Below are 17,173 nucleotides of genomic sequence, written 5' to 3'. Positions count from 1 at the left end.
GTAACTAAAACATTTACAAAATGGCAAATTTAACTTATACCGCACAGGGAACTTTTAATGCTTCACGTCGAGCAAGTATCAACGTATGTATTCCAGCAGAACCTCGTCCAGGCGACTATCCTACAGAAATGTATAATTTATCTAAAAACACATCAAACGGAGTTATTAATGTAATTTTTTGTCATTTCAGCGATGGTTCTAGTACTGCGATGCATCACAGTAGTTTTGATTTTAGGTTGAATTTCGATTTAAACAAACTAAATATTCATTCGGGGGCCGTACCTTTTGATGAAAATAATCCGGAAGCTTTATTTATATTTTTTCACAACGGTAATTTTAACGCAAGCGATAGAAGTAGTTATTTTTCTGAAATTGAAAGTATCTACGATGAAGTGAAAAATAATGGAAATCAAAGTCAAGACGGCATCGCTAATACAGTTAATGCTGCACATAGTAATCCACGAAAAGTAGGAATGAGTTTAGTAGTGAAAACAAGCTAATTAAAAGTATGAATACGTACCGTAAAAACTATATCTATTTTCTTTTGCCTGTTTTATTATTGACGGGGATGGTGCATTCTCAAGCCATAAACAGCGTAAAGCTTGATAGTCTATTAAAAAATGGTCAGAATTTTACGGCATTAAGAGAAATAAACGCACTTGATACGTTAGTATTAAAAAAACCAGATTTAGCGCTATTTTATTTTTACAAAGCTAAATGTTTAGCAGCTGAAAATAAAAATGCCAAAGCATTCCTCAGTTATCTGCAAGCTAAGAGAGCGTTTCTAGCCATTGATAGTCTTGACCGTGCAATGGCCGTAAACCTAGATATTGCTTTTTTTCTAAGCACTGAAAAAAACAATCGAAAAAAAGCAGAAAATTACATTAAAGATTATTTAAGTTATGCTCTAGAGAAAAACGAAAATTTATTGATTGCAAGAGCCTATTCGAATTGGGCAAGTTTGAGCATGGAAGAACAGCCATCTGAAAGTTTAAAATTATTTAAAAAATCAATTTACTTTAGTGAAAAAGCGCAGGATTTTTCGCAACTAGAAAATGTTTATTCTAATGTTGCTGTTTTATATAACGAAATGCTTCAAAAGCCAGATTCTGCAATATATTATATCGACAAATCAATTTCCTTTGCTAAGAAAAGGGATAATAAAGATGGGATTTGTGTTAACTTGATTAATAAAGCAAGTTGCTATTATTATCAAAAAGATTATCAAAAAGCTGTACAGCTATTAGAAGAAGCCAATAGTATTGAGTTGTCGCAAAATAGCAAAAATATCAAAAGTTTTATTTACGAATTTTTAGCAATCAATTATAATGAGCTAAAACTTTATAAGAAAGCCTATGAGAGTTTAAGTAAATCTGGTGAAATTAAATCCGAATTTAATTTTGCAGAGCAGAATACTAAGATATCTGAGTTTAATATTAAGTATGAAACACAAGAAAAAGAAATTGAAAACTTAACGTTAAAAGCAAAAATTCATCAAAACCAACTAATTACTTATGCCTCGTTAGGGTTACTATTAATAGCAATAATTTTGACAGTATTGATTTATAAAAACCTTTCAAAGAAGAAAAAAATTGCAGAACAAGCACAATTAATTCAAACACAACGACTAGAGAAAACTTTGAAAGACCAAGAGCTGCATGATATTGATGTAATGCTTGAAAGTCAAGAACATGAACGCCAACAAATAGCAAATGAACTCCATGATAATTTAGGAAGCTTACTTGCCACATTAAAATTAAATTTTCAAAATCTTAGCCGGACACAAAACCCAAGTGACAAAATTTTGTTTGACAAAACAGATGCTTTACTAGAAGAAACTTATCAGAAAGTACGAAATATTTCTCACCTGAAAAACTTGGGAATCGTAGGAAGTGATGGTTTAGTGATAGCTGTTAAAAAAATGGCCGAAAAAATGACCGTCATCAACAGGCTAATTATTAACGTTATACCATTTGGATTAACCCAACGTTTGACAAATTCAACTGAGATTACGCTTTTTAGAATCATACAAGAATTATGCACCAATATTATTAAGCATTCTCAAGCAGATGAAGTCAATATTTATTTGACCCAACACAATAGTGACTTGATTAATGTTATCATTGAAGATAACGGTATTGGTTTTGACTACAAAAAAGTAGGAAAGACAGACGGAATCGGACTTAAAAACATAGAGAAAAAAGTAGAACAAATGGGCGGTACCTTTACAGTTGATTCAATACTATCTAAAGGAACAACCATTATAATAGACTTACCATTATGATAACAATTGTAATTGCAGAAGATCACCAAGCACTAATTGACGGAATTAAATTAGCGCTAAACCTTGAGCCTGACATTGAAGTAATTGGTGAAGCAAACGACGGCGAAGAATTGATTAAACTCGTTCGATTGCAAAAACCGCATGTAGTACTTACAGATATTCGGATGCCAAAATGTGATGGAATTACGGCAACTCGAACCATCAAAGAAGAGTTTCCGATGATTCAAGTCGTTGCTTTCAGTATGTTTGACCAAGCAGAAGCGGTTTCACAAATGCGGGAAGCCGGTGCTTCAGGTTATATCATGAAAAACTCATCCTTAGCAAAAGTGGTAGAAGCCATTCGGACAGTTGCAAAAAATGAAACTTTTTTTGACACCAGTATCGTAGCCGATAAAACAGGAGTGAATCAGGAGGAAATTGTGCTTAGCAAGAGAGAAAAAGAAATTCTTAGACTTATTGGCGAAGGCAATTCTTCTAATGAAATTAGCGAAATTCTTAGCATTGGAAAATCTACCGTCGATACCCACCGAAAAAATATTCTGAAAAAATTGAGCATTCAAGGGAAATCAGATTTAGTTCGTTTTGCGGTTGAACGAAAATATGATTTCGACTAATTCCTATTTAAATTCAAATTTTTCCTAGGTAAATTTTTCCCAAAAACGGATGCAATTTTAATTCTAAGAAATAACGGCAAACCTGAATATTTAAATCCTATATTTGTCGCCGTTTTTAAATTTTAGGATATGACCCAAAACAATCTACTTAAAGGTGTTTTTCTTGTGGCTCTTGGAGCAACGAGCTACGGAATGCTTGCTACTTTTGTAAAAATCGCGTACAATGAAGGTTATACAACTGCCGAGGTAACCACATCGCAGTTCGTTTACGGATTGTTGGGATTATTGCTTGTGAATTTAATTCAAAGAAATACCACTAAAAAAGAAATAGTAAAACCATCTAAGAATAACATCATGCAATTAGTTATTGCGGGAACTTCAACAGGTTTAACCAGTATTTTCTATTATTTAGCAGTCAAGTATATTCCCGTGTCTATTGGAATTGTAATGCTTATGCAAACCGTTTGGATGGGTGTTTTACTAGAATGGATCTTAGATAAAAAAGCGCCTTCTTTGCAAAAAACCTTAGCTGTTATTGTAGTTTTAATCGGGACGGGTTTAGCGATAAACATCTTTAAAATCGACTTTAATGACACGTCCATTGATTGGACTACCGGAATATTCTGGGGACTTTTAGCAGCCGCTTCCTTTACCACTACAATGTTTACCGCAAATAGAATTGCCACGCATGTTTCAGCAGCACAAAGAAGTTTGTGGATGCTCGTTGGTGGGGCTATTATCGTTTTTACCTTTTCAATAATCACTCAAGTAACGCCATTTAATCTTGAGATTTTCATGAAATGGGGAATTATTTTGGCTTTATTTGGAACCATCATTCCACCTTTATTATTAAATGCAGGATTTCCACATACGGGAATTGGCTTAGGAAGTATTGTTGCTTCATTAGAGCTGCCTGTTTCGGTATTGATGGCGTATTTTCTATTGCACGAACAAGTAGTTTTGATTCAATGGGTGGGAATTATCCTAATTATTACGGCAATTGTCATTATGAATTTGAATTTCAAGAAAAAGAGTGAAATGTTATAAATTATTTTTACTAAATTGGTAAGAAAAATAAGCACATGACTTTTGAACTACCTTGGCATTTGTATCTAATGGCAATCCTCTACATTGTAGCGGGACTAAATCATTTTAGAAATCCGAGATTGTATCTGAAAATTATCCCTCCTTACTTTCCAAATCCTAAATTATTAAACTATTTGTCAGGAACTGCCGAAGTAATTTTAGGAATTGGGCTTTGCATTCCAATGCTGTCTGAAATTTCAGCTTGGGGAATAATCGCGCTGTTGGTTGTCGTTTTTCCAGCCAATTTATTTATGTATATGAATAAAAAAGCAGCTTTGGGTTTGTCTAAAACCATCTTGCTTATCAGATTGCCTTTGCAAATTGTACTCATGATTTGGGCTTATTATTATACCTTTTAAAGTAATGAATCAGTCTTTATTTTTAGATGAAAGAATGGATTTTGATTTACCTGATGCAGAAGTCATCTATTTTCCTTCCTTTCTATATGCCAGAGAAGCAGCGGAATTGTTCGACCACTTGCTAGAAGAAACGCCGTGGCAACATGATTCGATTACCTTGTTTGGAAAAACGCATCCGCAACCCCGACTTACCGCCTTTTATGGAAATGATGATTTGAGCTACTCCTATTCCAATATAAAAATGAATGCGAATTCATGGACTCCAACTCTTTTGCATTTAAAAAACAAAATAGAGGAAATGGCAGAAACTTCCTTCAACAGTGTATTGCTTAATTTGTACCGCGACGGAAAAGACAGCAACGGCTGGCATGCTGATGATGAAAGGGAATTAGGAAAAAACCCTATTATAGCTTCATTGACATTAGGAAGTGAGCGCTTTTTTCATTTAAAACATAAATTTCAACCTGAACATAGATGCAAAATTAAGTTAGAGAACGGAAGTTTACTGTTGATGAAAGGAAGTACACAACATTTTTACAAGCATCAAATACCTAAGACGATGCAAACAATTTCTCCTCGAATTAACCTGACATTTCGAACGATAAAAATGTTTGAACCTATGATTTAAATGTAGTAATTTTGTCTAAGTTTTAAAATTAAACCTAATCCCTTTATTAGTTGAAATTCACTTTAAAAAACAAAATAGACCTAACCTTTTTTGCTGTAGCAATAACCATTTTTGTACTTATTATTAATGTCTATAATCGTGCAGAAGCAGTCAAAGAAAACAGAGCTAGTATTTATCAAGCCAGTACGGTAAATGCATTGCTTGAAAAAGTTTTGTCCACAACTATTGACATCGAAACCAGTGCTCGAGGTTATGCCATTACTGAAAATCCAATTTACCTAGATGTTTTTGCATTAAAAAAGAAAGACGTCAATACATGGATTGATTCCCTTCGTGCGATGAAAGTGGACAATAACAATGAAACGCTGAAGTTGGATACTATTGAGGATTTAATTTTGACAAAAATCACATTCAGCGACAGCACTATCTTAGAAAGAAAACGAAATGGTTTAGAAAGTGCCGCCAAATTAATCGAGTTAGGGCAAGGAAAACAAATCATGGATTCCATTAGAAACGTAATCACAAAGTACCAAGAACAGCAAATTAATTTATTATCCAACAAGTTAAAACAAACTGAAGATAATGTTACAACGCGTGATTTTCTTTTCTTCTGTTTTGTTTCGCTTATTTCTATATTAATTTTCATAGCGTATTTTTTTATTAGAAAGGCAGTAAAAAGAAGTGTCGAACAAGAGGAAATTCAAAAAAGTTTAATTGAAGAATTAAGCTTACAAAACAATCAACTTAACGATTTTTCAAGCATTATATCCCACAATCTTCGCGCTCCAGCGGCAAATATCACCATGTTAATTGATACATTTGATGAAAACGGCGACAAGGAAGAAGTCAAAACCGTATTTGATATGTTGCGCAAAGTTTCCCAAAATCTGAATGAAACCTTAAGCCATCTTATTGATATTATTAGTTTAAAAGGAAACCATAAAATTGTAAGAGAAAATGTGAAATTTGAGACTGTCCTAAATAAAACAAGGGACAACTTGCAAGGCGAAATCTTACAAAAAGAAGCCACTTTCCACGTCAATTGTTCTGATGCACCAGAAATGAATTATCCTGTTTTGTACTTGGAAAGTATTTTTCATAACTTGGTCAGTAATGCATTGAAATATGCCGACCCAAATAGAAAACCCGTTATTACAATCACCACTCAAAAAACACATAACTCAATTACTTTAAGTGTTCAAGACAACGGCTTGGGAATTGATATAAACAAGTACGGTTCTAAAATATTTGGCATGAACAAGGTTTTTCACCACCATCCAGACGCCAAAGGAGTGGGATTATTTATGACAAAGATGCAAGTAGAACGTTTTGGAGGAAAAATCAGTGTTAAAAGTGAAGTCAATATAGGAACGACATTTACTATTATATTCAATCAATAAACGTATGGAAACAGTCATCAATTATTTTTCAACCATTTCCTCGTTACACCGCGGCTTAATTTTAGCGGGAGGAATTGCACTATTTTGGATAATTGAAAACATATCGCCTCTTCATCTATTTGGCTACAAAAAGTGGAACCATGCGGGAATTAATATATTTTTTACGTTGACTACTATCCTTGTCAATTTCACTTTAGCAACCGCCTTACTTTTAACTGCTGATTATGCTTTTGAAAACAATTGGGGAGTTCTCAATCAACTGCCAGAGCTACCTATTGGGCTTTATGCTTTTCTAGGACTGTTGCTTTTAGACTTAATTGGGGCTTATTTTGCCCATTGGGTTCAGCACCGCATTCCGGTGTTGTGGCGTTTTCACCTCATCCACCACACTGATCCGCATGTGGATACGACAACCGCCAACAGGCATCATCCCGGAGAAAGTATCATTCGGTTTATCTGCACCATTCTTGCCGTTTTAATTACTGGAGCTCCCATGTGGCTCGTGTTTCTGTACCAGTCGTTATCGGTTGTGTTCTCTCAATTCAATCATGCTAATATACAGTTGCCTAAAAAGCTAGATACGTTCATAAGTTATTTTATAGTGTCGCCCGACATGCATAAAGTACACCACCATTATGTTTTGCCTTACACGGATACGAATTATGGAAATATTTTTTCTATTTGGGACCGCCTTTTTGGTACTTTTTCGACATTATCCAATGCGGATATCGTCTACGGGATTGATACACACCAAAATATTGAACACCACAGTACTATAAAAAAGATGCTGAAAATTCCTTTTGAAAGGAAATAAACACACTTCTGAATATTTTTTGAAAAAAAAGCGCACTTACTGCTCAATTATTTTAATTTTTTTCTTAATATTGAATCATTATTTAACCCCCCTAAAATTATCTGAATTAATTTTCACCTAATGAAAAAGAATAAAAATACCGAATTAACTTGGGAACAGAATGAAAAGTTGGTTACTCTAGCTTTAGAAGAACGAAATCCTTTTGCAATTATTAAAAAAGAATTTGGCTTTGCTGAGAAAGAAATCATCGAAATCATGAAAAAAAGATTAAAGCCTGATAAGTTTGAGCTTTGGAAAAAGAAAGCAACTTCTGAAAAACCAAAACCCAAACAACAAAAGGTGGACGACTTCGACGAAGACTTAGATGGTAAGTACTACATAAAAAATAAATTTGACTAACAGTGCTACTGTTGATAAGCTACCCCCAAAAAGTGACAAACTTATTGGGGGTATTTTTATGAATACTTGGGTATATTAAAATTTATCTACACAAATTAACATACAACAACCCCTATTTCACCGCTCGATTCCATACCACTAATCACAAACAATATTTTGAGTATTTGTAAATCATAAAATTTTCTTCCGCCTTTGAAATAGCTTTTTGGACGTGTTTTTCGGGTTCCTGTACATGTACCAGAGTCCTAATCTCATGTAGCCACGCTTCTGAAAAACTTTATAAAGGATGTAAAAGAGGCTCTTCGAATCTACTTTAATGTTTTTAGCTTTATTTTAAGTGCTAACTTGCTTTTTTCCTTGAATGAATATTAGAAAAAAGAACTAACCACTCCCCCAATACAACGGCCGAATGCTGTGAAATCTATTTTTATTTAAATCGTACCCATAAGCCATTTTAAAATTTTATTTAAAAATACTTAAACTATATTGAAATTATTATTAACTTTGTTTAATAAAATTTAAAAAAGCTTCAATATGAAACCCAAACTTCCAATAAATTGTCCAAGTTGTGAAAGTCAGCTTTCTGTTACGGAACTCAGTTGTCCGGAATGTAAAACGAAGGTTTCTGGCGCTTATATTTTGCCTTTGCTGTTGCAAATTCCCGAAGAAGAACAGCAATTTATACTCGATTTTTTCCTTTCTAGCGGAAGTTTAAAGGAGATGGCAAATCAAATGGGGAAAAGCTACCCCACCGTTCGAAATAAACTCGATGATATAATTGAACAAATTAAGAACCTACAACCAAAACCAACATTATGAAAAAAATCTTATTCAATCCGTTTGAACAATTTTCAGAGCGGTCTCTTATTTTATTCGGTATTGCAGCAACTATACTGTTAAGTATGACCGGAGCTTATTTCAATGCACGCTTTGACGGTGTGATTGATTTGCATTTTTCGATGCCAACCTTTTTCATGGACACGCTGATGGATAATGCGGTGAATATTGTTGTGCTTTCGGTAGCGCTATTCACATTGGGAAAATTTAGAAATAACAAAACACGATTTATTGATGTTTTTTCGGCCAGTTTAATTGCCCGACTCCCTTATTATTTGCTACCCTTTTTTAATTGGAACAATACCATTTTGAATGAAAGCGAGAAACTGATGCAGCAATTTGCTACTGTACAACCGGGAATGGCACCTCAATTTGACACGATACAAATGCTGACTTTAGTATTATTTGCAGGCGTATCCATTGTATTTCTTTCTTGGTTTATTTACCTGCTTTACCAAGGATATAAGGTGGCGACGAATGCTAAAGGTGCTGTTGAAGTGGTGCTTTTTGGCGTAAGCCTTATAGGTGCAGAAGTGATTTCTAAATTAATTTTTTACTTGATAAACTAAACCCATTATGAAAAAATTTTTAACAATAATACTCGTTTTAGTCGCTTATGTTTCGTTTGCCCAAGACCTTACAGGAGGATGGACAGGCACATTGACGGTACAAGGCACGGAGCTTCCGCTGGTTTTTAACTTTACTAAAACTGCGGCAGGATATGACGCTACGATGGACAGCCCGAAGCAGGGTGTGAAAGGAATTCCGGTGGATGAAGTGACCTTTATCGATAAAAAATTGACTGTAAAAGTGAACGCTGCCGCTATAAAATACAGTGGCGAATGGGTTTCTGAAAACGAATTGAACGGTACTTTTGAACAAGGCAGCTTTTCATCACCCATGAATTTCAAAAGAGGTGTGGTAGTAATTAACAAACCGCAAAATCCTGTGAAACCGTATCCTTATTATACCGAGGACGTGCAATTTACGAACACAAAAGAAAATATTTCGCTAGCAGGAACCCTTTCGCTGCCTAAAAAAGAAGGTTCGTTTCCTGCTGTGATTTTGATTTCGGGAAGCGGACAACAAAACAGAGATTCTGAGCTTTTGGGGCACAAACCTTTCTTGGTTCTTGCCGATTATTTGACCCGAAATGGCATTGCTGTTTTGCGTTACGACGACCGTGGCGTGGGAGAATCAAAGGGTGACCCGAGATTATCTACATCGGCAGATTTTGCAAATGACGCTCGAGCGGCGATTGAATACCTGAAGACTCGCAAAGAAATTAACAAGAAGAAAATAGGTGTTATCGGACATTCTGAAGGGGGAATGATTGCTCCAATGCTTGCTGCAACGGATAAAAATATTGCTTTTATTGTTTTATTAGCGGGAACGGGTGTGGCTGGAGATGTCCTCTTGGTAGACCAAAATTATGAAGTTGCAAAATTAAGAGGAATGACGGAAGAGCAACTCGCCGAAGCGAAAATAAGCAACCAGGAGATTTATGATATTGTGAAAGCGGGAAGTGATTTAGCCGCCGTTGAGCAAAATTTGACCATTTACTTTGAAGCAGAAGTGGCTAAGATTCCGGAAGAAAACAGACCTTCAAAAGCAGAAGCAAACGCATCGATTCGCCAGCAAGTTGAAGGAATTGCAACGCCGTGGTTGCGCTATTTTATTGGGTATAACCCTAGGGAAAATTTGACGAAAGTGAAATGTCCCGTACTGGTTTTGAACGGTGAAAAAGACATTCAAGTAACCGCAAAACTGAATACGGAAGCCATTGCAGCTGCCTTGAAAGAAGGTGGAAATAAAAATGTAAAGGTGCAGATTATTCCTAATTTGAATCACCTGTTTCAGCATTGTACTACTTGTGATGTGCCTGAATATGGGCAACTAGAAGAAACATTCTCACCAGAGGTGTTGAAAATAGTGGCGGATTGGATTGGAGAAAAGACGAAATAGCATACATTGATTAAGGAGGAATTAAAATTTCCTCCTTTTTTTATTTAGTGGAGTAACAAATTAAGGTAGTGGACGTCTAACTGCCATAACTTATCTCTTTAAAACATGATTATCAATAATAAAGTCCTTTCGTTATTAGTCGTACTTATTACCACAATGGGTTGGTCACAATCTAAAATCAAAGTGTTGATGGATTTGAATAAAATCAGCAACGACCAAGTTACAGTATCAGTGGAAGTACCTTCTAGCAAAGCAACTTCCCTACTCTACAGTTTTCCTAAAATAATTCCTGGAACCTATTCCGAAGACGATTATGGAACCTACATTGAGGAATTTAAAGCTTTTGATGCCAAAGGAAATGCCTTAAAAGTGACCAAAATAAGTACAAATTCGTGGATGATTGAAGCTTCTAACAAGGCAAAAACCATAACGTATCAGGTAAATGACACGTATGATATTGAAAATACCCACGAGATATTTTCGCCGGCAGGAAGTAATATTGAAGCCGGAAAGAATTTCATGATTAACACGCATGCGTTTGTGGGGTATTTTGAAGGCTTTGCTAATAATCCGTATGAATTGACGATTCTTCATCCTGAGCAACTTTGGGGAGCGACTGCTTTGGAAGATTTGAATGCATCCAAAACCAAAGATGTGTTTGCTGCGAGTCGGTACGCTACATTGGTAGAAAACCCAATTATGTATGCCAAACCCGATTATACGACATTTAATGTTCAGGGAATGGAGATTTTGATTGCTGTGTATTCGCCAAATGGATTGGTTACGGCAGAAAGCATTACGCCAGAAATGAAGCAGATGATGACGGCACAAAAAAACTTCTTAGGCGACTTTAATGCTACTAAAAAATATGCGGTGCTGCTTTATTTGGCGGACAATTCCAAACCAGATGCAGAAGGTTACGGCGCTTTAGAGCATCCTACGGCAACAACGGTGGTAATGCCCGAGGCGATGTCAAAGGAAGAATTGGCAGAACAACTGAAAGATGTGGTTTCGCATGAATTTTTTCACATAGTTACTCCTTTAAGTATTCACTCAAAAGAGATTCAGAATTTTGATTACAACAACCCTAAAATGTCGGAACATTTATGGATGTATGAAGGCGTAACCGAATATTTTGCGAATTTATTTCAAGTCAATCAAGGGCTGATTACCGAAGATGATTTTTACAAACGGATGTCGGGGAAAATTGCAAATTCATCGACAATGAATGATTTTTTGCCTTTCACTAAGATGAGTTCGAATGTATTGGTGAAACCTTATAAAGATGAATACCTCAATGTTTACGAAAAAGGAGCGTTGATTGCGATGTGTCTTGATATTGAAATTCGTGAGAAAAGTAACGGTGCTAGAGGTATTTTAGATTTGATGAAAAAACTATCTAAAGAATATGGTACTGAAAAAGCATTTGATGACGCGGCACTTTTTGATAAAATAACCGCTTTGACATATCCAGAAGTTGGGGCATTCTTGAAAAAACATGTTAGCGGTCCTTCGCCAATAGCTTACAACGATTATTTTGCTAAAATGGGTGTTACGAAAACAATGGTTGCTACAGATGGAAATTTATTCATTAAGGAGCAAGCCCCTTTATTGACTGTCGACCCAAATACGAAGGAAATTAGTTTTATTGAGCACGCTCCATTGCATCCGTTTCTTAAAAACATTGGGGTAGAAAGTGGCGATGTTTTGGTTTCTGTGGACGGGAAAGCGTATAATTTAGATAACATCAATGATTTAATCATGTGGAGTATGTCATTGAAAGAAAATGAAGAGGTAAGTTTTGTTATTAAAAGAAATGGTGCTGAAAAGAAGTTTAGCGGTAAAACCATTTTGCCTAAAGAAATGATTCCGGGATTTCAATTTAGTGAAAGCTCCAAAATTCAATTGAAAGATGCTTGGTTAAAAGGATAATTCAAAAGAAAGTACTATAAAATATAATCCCAAAATAAGCCTATTGTTTGGGGATTTTTTTATTATTTTGCCAAAAAATAAAAACCAAATGAAAAACATTTTTCTTGCACTAACTACGGCACTTTTCATAGCAAGTTGTTCCGAAAAAAAGTCAGACGCAAACACACATATTACTGGAGCTGTCAAGGGATTGTCTAATGGAACCTTGTATTTGCAAAAGATGAACGATACCGTTCTTGTTTCTATTGATAGTTTAAAAATAGACGGTGATTCAAAATTTAAGTTTGACCTTGATTTGGATTCACCTGAATTGGTCTATTTAGTATTAGACCGTGGCGTAACCAATTCGATAGACAACAAATTGCCTGTTTTTGCTGAGCCTGGTACAATAAACGTTGATACAGATTTGAATTACTTTTTTGCGCAAGCGAAGATATCAGGAAGCAAGAATCACAAATTATATGAGCAGTTTCAAAAAGTAAACACGAAGTACAATCGAGAGCTTCTTGAAATATCAAAAGAACGATTTGACGCCGTACGTTTCAATCGTCTTAAAGATGTAGATAGTATTGATAAAAAATACAGCCAGCGGCTTACGCGAAAATATTTGTATGCCATTAATTTTGCTATAACGAATAAAGATTACGAAGTGGCACCTTATGTTGCTTTGTCGGAATTAGCGAATGCAAATCGCGTTTATTTAGATACCATTCAAAAATCTATTTCACCTAAGGTTGCCGAATCAAAGTACGGGAAGCTTTTGACAGAATACATGAAAGAGCAGAAATAAATCACACCTCCTTTTCAATTATAAAAAGAGCAGACTTTTCAAAAGGTCTGCTCTTTTTTTTCAAACTATTTGGCACAAAAAAAAACCATAACAACTAAATGTTATGGTTTCTGTATTGAGCCGGCGGAGGGACTCGAACCCACGACCTGCTGATTACAAATCAGCTGCTCTAGCCAACTGAGCTACGCTGGCGTCTCATTACGGGTGCAAATATAAGACTGAATTTTAGATTTACAAATAAAAATTCAACTTTTTTCGCACTTTTTTTTCTTACAAAGCGTTGATTTTACCAACTAATTGATTTGCAACTTCTTCCAAATCTTTGTTGATTTGAGTGAAATGTGCTTTTTTATTTTCAACGTTTTTAGCGTTTACTTTTGCGATTAAAACATCAAAAGAGGCGATAGCTTCTTCGATTAATGCATCACTTTCAGCACTTGGTTTTCCTGTTGTTGACATTTCGTACAAGTAAATTGCTTCAATAATATCTCCAATTACGTAGTTGATGTCTTTCTTTAAATTCTTAACGTTAGCCATTTTATTTTTATTTTAATTTCCGATTGCAAAAGTACACATAATCTTCCTATTATTGACTATGAAATATAAATTTCTAAAATTGAAGCCGTTCCCCTTAAAACGTATTTATGTAAGGCCGCCGGAATTAAAACCGTTTCTCCTTTTTGAAACGAATATTTATTTCCGTCAATTTCTAAATTGAAACTTCCTTCCACACACATATAAACGGTAAATGATTCGCCGTTTTTACTTACTACCATAGTACCGCTCAAAGGGATGAAGTTGGTTGTAAAGTAAGTGCAAGCGACCACTTCATTCGATTGATTGTTTTCTTTGAAGTATATTTTCTGTGTTTCAATTTCTTGGTAATTGATTGCTTCTAATGCCAAATCAATATGCAGCTCGCGTTTATTACCATCAGCATCTACCCTATCAAAATCATACAAACGGTACGTAATATCGGAGGTTTGCTGAATTTCGGCAATTACTATTCCCTTTCCAATTGCATGGACTGTGCCTGTTTCTAGAAAAAAGACATCGCCTTCTTTAACTTCAATTTCATTTAAAATCGAAATTAAATTGTTTTTCTCAAGGTGGCTTATATACTCCTCTTTATTGGAGTTCTCCTTAAAACCTACAATGATTCTGGCTGCTTTATCAGCTTGCATCACATACCACATCTCCGTTTTACCAAAAGAATTGTGACGCACTTTTGCCAACTCATCATTGGGATGAACCTGAATAGACAAATCTTCTTTTGCATCTAAAAACTTTAATAACAAAGGGAATTTAGTACCGAAACGCTCATATACGGTAGTTCCTAAAATTTCATTAGGCCACGATTCAATTAGCTCTGTAAGTTTTTTCCCTTTGAAAGCGCCATCAGAAACAATACTTACATCGCCTTCTACTGCAGAAATTTCCCAGCTTTCACCAGTGGTTTCTGATGTACTATGTTTGTTGAATTGGGTTTTGAGTTTTTCACCGCCCCAAATACGCTCTTTCAAAATTGCATTAAACTGCAACGGATATAAGTGTTTGTCCATTTGTAAAGTTTTAAGGTTATACTCCTTTATAAGTAACAAAGTTTCGAGGTGTTTCATACAAGACAACTTCTAAATCATGCGATTCAGTAATTTTAGCCCGAAGTTTATCCCAGATGACCACTACAATATTTTCAGCTGTAGGGTTTAGGTTCTTGAACTCAGGAACGTCTGCATTTAGGTTTTTATGGTCAAAAGCATCTTCGATTTCTTCTTTAATTAAATCTGAAAGCACTTTAAGGTCCATTACAAAACCTGTTTCTGGGTCAATTTCACCCGTGACACTAACAATCATGTCGTAATTGTGTCCGTGGAAATTGGGGTTGTTGCATTTTCCAAAGATGGTTTCATTCTTCTCGAACGACCAATCCGGACGGTGCAAACGATGTGCGGCATTAAAATGTGCTTTTCTGGAAACTGTAACTCTCATAACCGTACTATTTATAGCGTGTGTTCTTCAATATAATGGTAAAACTTGTCGAAAATAATCTTAAACCAAACCGTGTATATTCCTGGGTTCTCTTGCATATCGGCCTGAACGGCTTCAATAGTCATCCATTTCCAGTTTTGCACTTCTTCTGAATTTACTTGTGGCTCGTCATTATAGTAACCTATCATAACGTGGTCGAGTTCGTGTTCGGTCAAGCCGTTGTCAAAAGGTGCTTTGTAAATAAAGTGAAACAATTCCTTTAGTTCCGCTGTAAAACCCATTTCTTCTTGCAATCGTCTGGTTCCTGCTTGAATATTGGTTTCGCCTTCTCGCTGGTGACTGCAACAGGTATTGGTCCAAAGCAAAGGGGAATGGTATTTATGAGACGCTCTTTGCTGCAACATAATTTCCTTTTTGTCATTCAAAATAAAAACAGAAAACGCACGGTGCAGTACCGCTTTTTCATGCGCTTCCAATTTTGGCATCAAGCCAATAGGTTCGTCTTGTTCGTTCACTAAAATAACTAGTTCTTCGGTCATATTTTGTTCAATAATTTTCAAAAATACGAAAAACTTATGAGCTAAATAGGGTTTTAGGCGATTGTGAAATATTTAACGAATGTTGCATAATTGAAATTCATTGCGATTAAAAAAAACTTACTTTTGGCTCCAAATTTAAAGCATGCAAATTATTACGGTTTCAAAGGCAATTGACAAAATTCAAAAGGCAATACGGATTATCGGTTGGGTGATGATTGCTTTTTGGGGCTTATGTTTATCCATTATTATCAAATTCCAGTTTGCAATAGCCTGGATGGCTTTCGCATTTATACTGTCTGTTATACTTGTTATCTTGGTTCGTTCCTACTTGATTTTGAAATGGAAAATAGATGCGTTTGAAAGAGTTGACGACTTACTAGAACTTATCGAACGTGCAAAAAATAGTCGAATAATTGATGGTTCCCCCTATCCTGATAAGTGGTCTATTGGAACTAAAGCAGATAAGGAAAAAGTTTATGAAATTATTTCCAAAAGAATTGAGTTAAACCAAACGACTTATGAATTTGTAGATGATGCATCAATTCATCATACTTTTAAAATTGAAAGTTCTAAAAAAAACAATATAATTTACAGCTTAGTATGTGGCGCGTTAACCTACCAACCTTTATCACGGCTTCTTTCTGAAACGTCTGTATATCCTTTAACTGATTACGGAATGAGTGGTGCTCTACTTATTGCAGCACTTTATTTTCTGATGCAATTTATCAGTCCAAAGCAAATTGTTAATTTATCTAATGCAGGAGTTTGGACAAAAAAGTTGGGTTTCCAACAATGGAAAGCTATCGACGAAATTGCTATTGAAAACAAACTAGGCTCTAATCAGGAAAGAATTGCGGAACTCGTGATTGTTTATAACGAGCGTTCTGGAGTTGAGAATGGAAACGAGGTGCAGAAATTTAACGTAAAGGAGGTAAACAAAACGGCTGATGAGATTGAACATGCGTTAAAAATTTACAAGCAAAGAATCAAAAAGACGACTACTGAAAATTCATCGTACACACTTTCTAAAAAACCTTCCATAAGCAGTTCTACTGATAAAAACGCAAAGTGGTTTGTGTTTATAGCTCCGTTAATCATAATTATTTTTGGAACGTATACTTGGTCGCAAAGCTTAAAAGACAAGGAATCTTATGATTTCAAAAAAGGTACGATCACTTATATCGATACTCATTTTGAGAAATACAAAAACAGGGCGACCCTGTTTCTGCAACTTGACAACGACCCTACAGTTTTCAAGCTATTTATTGGAAAGGAACGTGGTGATTTCTGTCCGGTTTTAGACCAGACCGATGCATTACAAATCAACGACGAAATCACTATTTACTATGATAAATTTTCAAATAAAAAAGAGTACGACAACACCGTTTTTAATAATTCTATAACCTATATTGTAAAGAACAACGACATTATATTTCACGATGAAACTTCTCTAAAATACGCTGGCTACCTCATCATTGGCGTAGGAATCCTGTTGTTATTTATCATACTGATTCTAAAATTAAAAAGGAAATTGTAG

Annotated in this window: 19 protein-coding genes and 1 tRNA gene; 15 read left to right on the top strand and 5 right to left on the bottom strand. The window is 35.3% G+C overall.

From position 1 onward, the window contains the following. The first annotated feature begins 20 nt into the window (after positions 1-20). From ACQ5J2_RS07670 to ACQ5J2_RS07605, 14 genes are all read left to right on the top strand, one after another. Positions 21-500 carry a hypothetical protein gene (locus tag ACQ5J2_RS07670; protein ID WP_432673139.1) on the top strand — a complete coding sequence of 160 codons (480 nt, stop codon included), beginning with the start codon at positions 21-23 and terminating at the stop codon, positions 498-500. Positions 501-544: 44 nt separating this feature from the next. Continuing rightward, positions 545-2,284 (top strand): ATP-binding protein, encoded by a 1,740-nt coding sequence (locus tag ACQ5J2_RS07665; protein WP_432673138.1) that lies wholly within the window; start codon positions 545-547, stop codon positions 2,282-2,284. Further along, the gene (locus ACQ5J2_RS07660; protein ID WP_432673136.1) at positions 2,281-2,898 is read left to right on the top strand and encodes a response regulator transcription factor; all 618 of its coding nucleotides are present in this window, start codon (positions 2,281-2,283) and stop codon (positions 2,896-2,898) included. Before ACQ5J2_RS07665 ends, ACQ5J2_RS07660 begins: the two co-directional genes overlap by 4 nt. A gap of 129 nt (positions 2,899-3,027) precedes the next feature. Then, entirely contained in the window at positions 3,028-3,945 is a 918-nt protein-coding gene (locus ACQ5J2_RS07655) for an EamA family transporter (protein WP_432673135.1), read from the top strand. Positions 3,946-3,980: 35 nt separating this feature from the next. Then, positions 3,981-4,343: a DoxX family protein gene (locus ACQ5J2_RS07650; RefSeq protein ID WP_432673134.1), complete on the top strand. Its 363-nt coding sequence runs from the start codon at positions 3,981-3,983 to the stop codon at positions 4,341-4,343. Between the two features lie 4 nt (positions 4,344-4,347). Next, entirely contained in the window at positions 4,348-4,971 is a 624-nt protein-coding gene (locus tag ACQ5J2_RS07645; protein WP_432673133.1) for an alpha-ketoglutarate-dependent dioxygenase AlkB family protein, read from the top strand. 50 nt (positions 4,972-5,021) lie between these two features. Next, the gene (locus tag ACQ5J2_RS07640) at positions 5,022-6,371 is read left to right on the top strand and encodes a sensor histidine kinase (protein WP_432673132.1); all 1,350 of its coding nucleotides are present in this window, start codon (positions 5,022-5,024) and stop codon (positions 6,369-6,371) included. Between the two features lie 4 nt (positions 6,372-6,375). Continuing rightward, positions 6,376-7,185, top strand: a complete 810-nt coding sequence (locus tag ACQ5J2_RS07635; RefSeq protein ID WP_432673131.1) for a sterol desaturase family protein — start codon at positions 6,376-6,378, stop codon at positions 7,183-7,185. 120 nt (positions 7,186-7,305) lie between these two features. Then, on the top strand, positions 7,306-7,584 hold the full coding sequence (locus tag ACQ5J2_RS07630) for a DUF2805 domain-containing protein (RefSeq protein ID WP_432673130.1): 279 nt from the start codon (positions 7,306-7,308) through the stop codon (positions 7,582-7,584). A 534-nt stretch (positions 7,585-8,118) separates the two neighbouring features. After that, positions 8,119-8,403, top strand: coding sequence for a DUF2089 family protein (locus tag ACQ5J2_RS07625; RefSeq protein ID WP_432673129.1), 285 nt, complete (start codon positions 8,119-8,121; stop codon positions 8,401-8,403). After that, a complete protein-coding gene (locus ACQ5J2_RS07620) occupies positions 8,400-8,990 on the top strand; it encodes a hypothetical protein (protein WP_432673127.1) in 591 nt (196 codons plus the stop codon). Before ACQ5J2_RS07625 ends, ACQ5J2_RS07620 begins: the two co-directional genes overlap by 4 nt. A 7-nt stretch (positions 8,991-8,997) precedes the next feature. Further along, the gene (locus ACQ5J2_RS07615; protein ID WP_432673125.1) at positions 8,998-10,386 is read left to right on the top strand and encodes an alpha/beta hydrolase family protein; all 1,389 of its coding nucleotides are present in this window, start codon (positions 8,998-9,000) and stop codon (positions 10,384-10,386) included. Positions 10,387-10,491: 105 nt separating this feature from the next. Then, a complete protein-coding gene (locus ACQ5J2_RS07610; RefSeq protein WP_432673124.1) occupies positions 10,492-12,318 on the top strand; it encodes a peptidase M61 in 1,827 nt (608 codons plus the stop codon). Positions 12,319-12,406: 88 nt separating this feature from the next. Then, positions 12,407-13,108 carry a DUF4369 domain-containing protein gene (locus ACQ5J2_RS07605; RefSeq protein WP_432673123.1) on the top strand — a complete coding sequence of 234 codons (702 nt, stop codon included), beginning with the start codon at positions 12,407-12,409 and terminating at the stop codon, positions 13,106-13,108. Between the two features lie 118 nt (positions 13,109-13,226). Here ACQ5J2_RS07605 and ACQ5J2_RS07600 read toward each other — a convergent pair. The 5 genes from ACQ5J2_RS07600 to idi all read right to left on the bottom strand — a co-directional run bounded on the left by ACQ5J2_RS07600 (position 13,227) and on the right by idi (position 15,636). Further along, positions 13,227-13,300 (bottom strand) — tRNA-Thr (locus ACQ5J2_RS07600). A gap of 78 nt (positions 13,301-13,378) precedes the next feature. Beyond that, positions 13,379-13,645 carry a hypothetical protein gene (locus ACQ5J2_RS07595; protein ID WP_432673122.1) on the bottom strand — a complete coding sequence of 89 codons (267 nt, stop codon included), beginning with the start codon at positions 13,643-13,645 and terminating at the stop codon, positions 13,379-13,381. Positions 13,646-13,701: 56 nt separating this feature from the next. Further along, positions 13,702-14,670, bottom strand: a complete 969-nt coding sequence (locus ACQ5J2_RS07590) for a type I phosphomannose isomerase catalytic subunit (protein WP_432673120.1) — start codon at positions 14,668-14,670, stop codon at positions 13,702-13,704. Between the two features lie 16 nt (positions 14,671-14,686). Next, complete coding sequence (locus ACQ5J2_RS07585) at positions 14,687-15,097, bottom strand: 6-pyruvoyl trahydropterin synthase family protein (RefSeq protein WP_432673118.1); 411 nt, start codon at positions 15,095-15,097, stop codon at positions 14,687-14,689. Between the two features lie 11 nt (positions 15,098-15,108). Beyond that, positions 15,109-15,636, bottom strand: a complete 528-nt coding sequence (gene idi / locus ACQ5J2_RS07580) for an isopentenyl-diphosphate Delta-isomerase (RefSeq protein ID WP_432673116.1) — start codon at positions 15,634-15,636, stop codon at positions 15,109-15,111. Positions 15,637-15,778: 142 nt separating this feature from the next. Here idi and ACQ5J2_RS07575 point away from each other — a divergent pair, with 142 nt between their 5' ends. Beyond that, positions 15,779-17,173 carry a hypothetical protein gene (locus ACQ5J2_RS07575; RefSeq protein WP_432673115.1) on the top strand — a complete coding sequence of 465 codons (1,395 nt, stop codon included), beginning with the start codon at positions 15,779-15,781 and terminating at the stop codon, positions 17,171-17,173.

The sequence above is a fragment of the Flavobacterium sp. SM2513 genome (genome assembly GCF_050908145.1).
In the GTDB taxonomy this organism is placed as follows: domain Bacteria; phylum Bacteroidota; class Bacteroidia; order Flavobacteriales; family Flavobacteriaceae; genus Flavobacterium.
This window is presented reverse-complemented; position numbering and strand designations above follow the sequence as displayed.

Excerpts from the sequence above, each read along its gene's own strand:
- ACQ5J2_RS07595 (WP_432673122.1), bottom strand. The coding sequence starts at position 13,645 with ATGGCTAACGTTAAGAATTTAAAGAAAGACATCAACTACGTAATTGGA.
- ACQ5J2_RS07655 (WP_432673135.1), top strand. The coding sequence starts at position 3,028 with ATGACCCAAAACAATCTACTTAAAGGTGTTTTTCTTGTGGCTCTTGGA.
- ACQ5J2_RS07635 (WP_432673131.1), top strand. The coding sequence starts at position 6,376 with ATGGAAACAGTCATCAATTATTTTTCAACCATTTCCTCGTTACACCGC.
- ACQ5J2_RS07670 (WP_432673139.1), top strand. The coding sequence starts at position 21 with ATGGCAAATTTAACTTATACCGCACAGGGAACTTTTAATGCTTCACGT.
- ACQ5J2_RS07660 (WP_432673136.1), top strand. The coding sequence starts at position 2,281 with ATGATAACAATTGTAATTGCAGAAGATCACCAAGCACTAATTGACGGA.
- ACQ5J2_RS07590 (WP_432673120.1), bottom strand. The coding sequence starts at position 14,670 with ATGGACAAACACTTATATCCGTTGCAGTTTAATGCAATTTTGAAAGAG.
- ACQ5J2_RS07620 (WP_432673127.1), top strand. The coding sequence starts at position 8,400 with ATGAAAAAAATCTTATTCAATCCGTTTGAACAATTTTCAGAGCGGTCT.
- ACQ5J2_RS07585 (WP_432673118.1), bottom strand. The coding sequence starts at position 15,097 with ATGAGAGTTACAGTTTCCAGAAAAGCACATTTTAATGCCGCACATCGT.
- ACQ5J2_RS07575 (WP_432673115.1), top strand. The coding sequence starts at position 15,779 with ATGCAAATTATTACGGTTTCAAAGGCAATTGACAAAATTCAAAAGGCA.
- ACQ5J2_RS07645 (WP_432673133.1), top strand. The coding sequence starts at position 4,348 with ATGAATCAGTCTTTATTTTTAGATGAAAGAATGGATTTTGATTTACCT.
- ACQ5J2_RS07615 (WP_432673125.1), top strand. The coding sequence starts at position 8,998 with ATGAAAAAATTTTTAACAATAATACTCGTTTTAGTCGCTTATGTTTCG.
- ACQ5J2_RS07605 (WP_432673123.1), top strand. The coding sequence starts at position 12,407 with ATGAAAAACATTTTTCTTGCACTAACTACGGCACTTTTCATAGCAAGT.
- ACQ5J2_RS07630 (WP_432673130.1), top strand. The coding sequence starts at position 7,306 with ATGAAAAAGAATAAAAATACCGAATTAACTTGGGAACAGAATGAAAAG.
- idi (WP_432673116.1), bottom strand. The coding sequence starts at position 15,636 with ATGACCGAAGAACTAGTTATTTTAGTGAACGAACAAGACGAACCTATT.
- ACQ5J2_RS07625 (WP_432673129.1), top strand. The coding sequence starts at position 8,119 with ATGAAACCCAAACTTCCAATAAATTGTCCAAGTTGTGAAAGTCAGCTT.
- ACQ5J2_RS07610 (WP_432673124.1), top strand. The coding sequence starts at position 10,492 with ATGATTATCAATAATAAAGTCCTTTCGTTATTAGTCGTACTTATTACC.
- ACQ5J2_RS07650 (WP_432673134.1), top strand. The coding sequence starts at position 3,981 with ATGACTTTTGAACTACCTTGGCATTTGTATCTAATGGCAATCCTCTAC.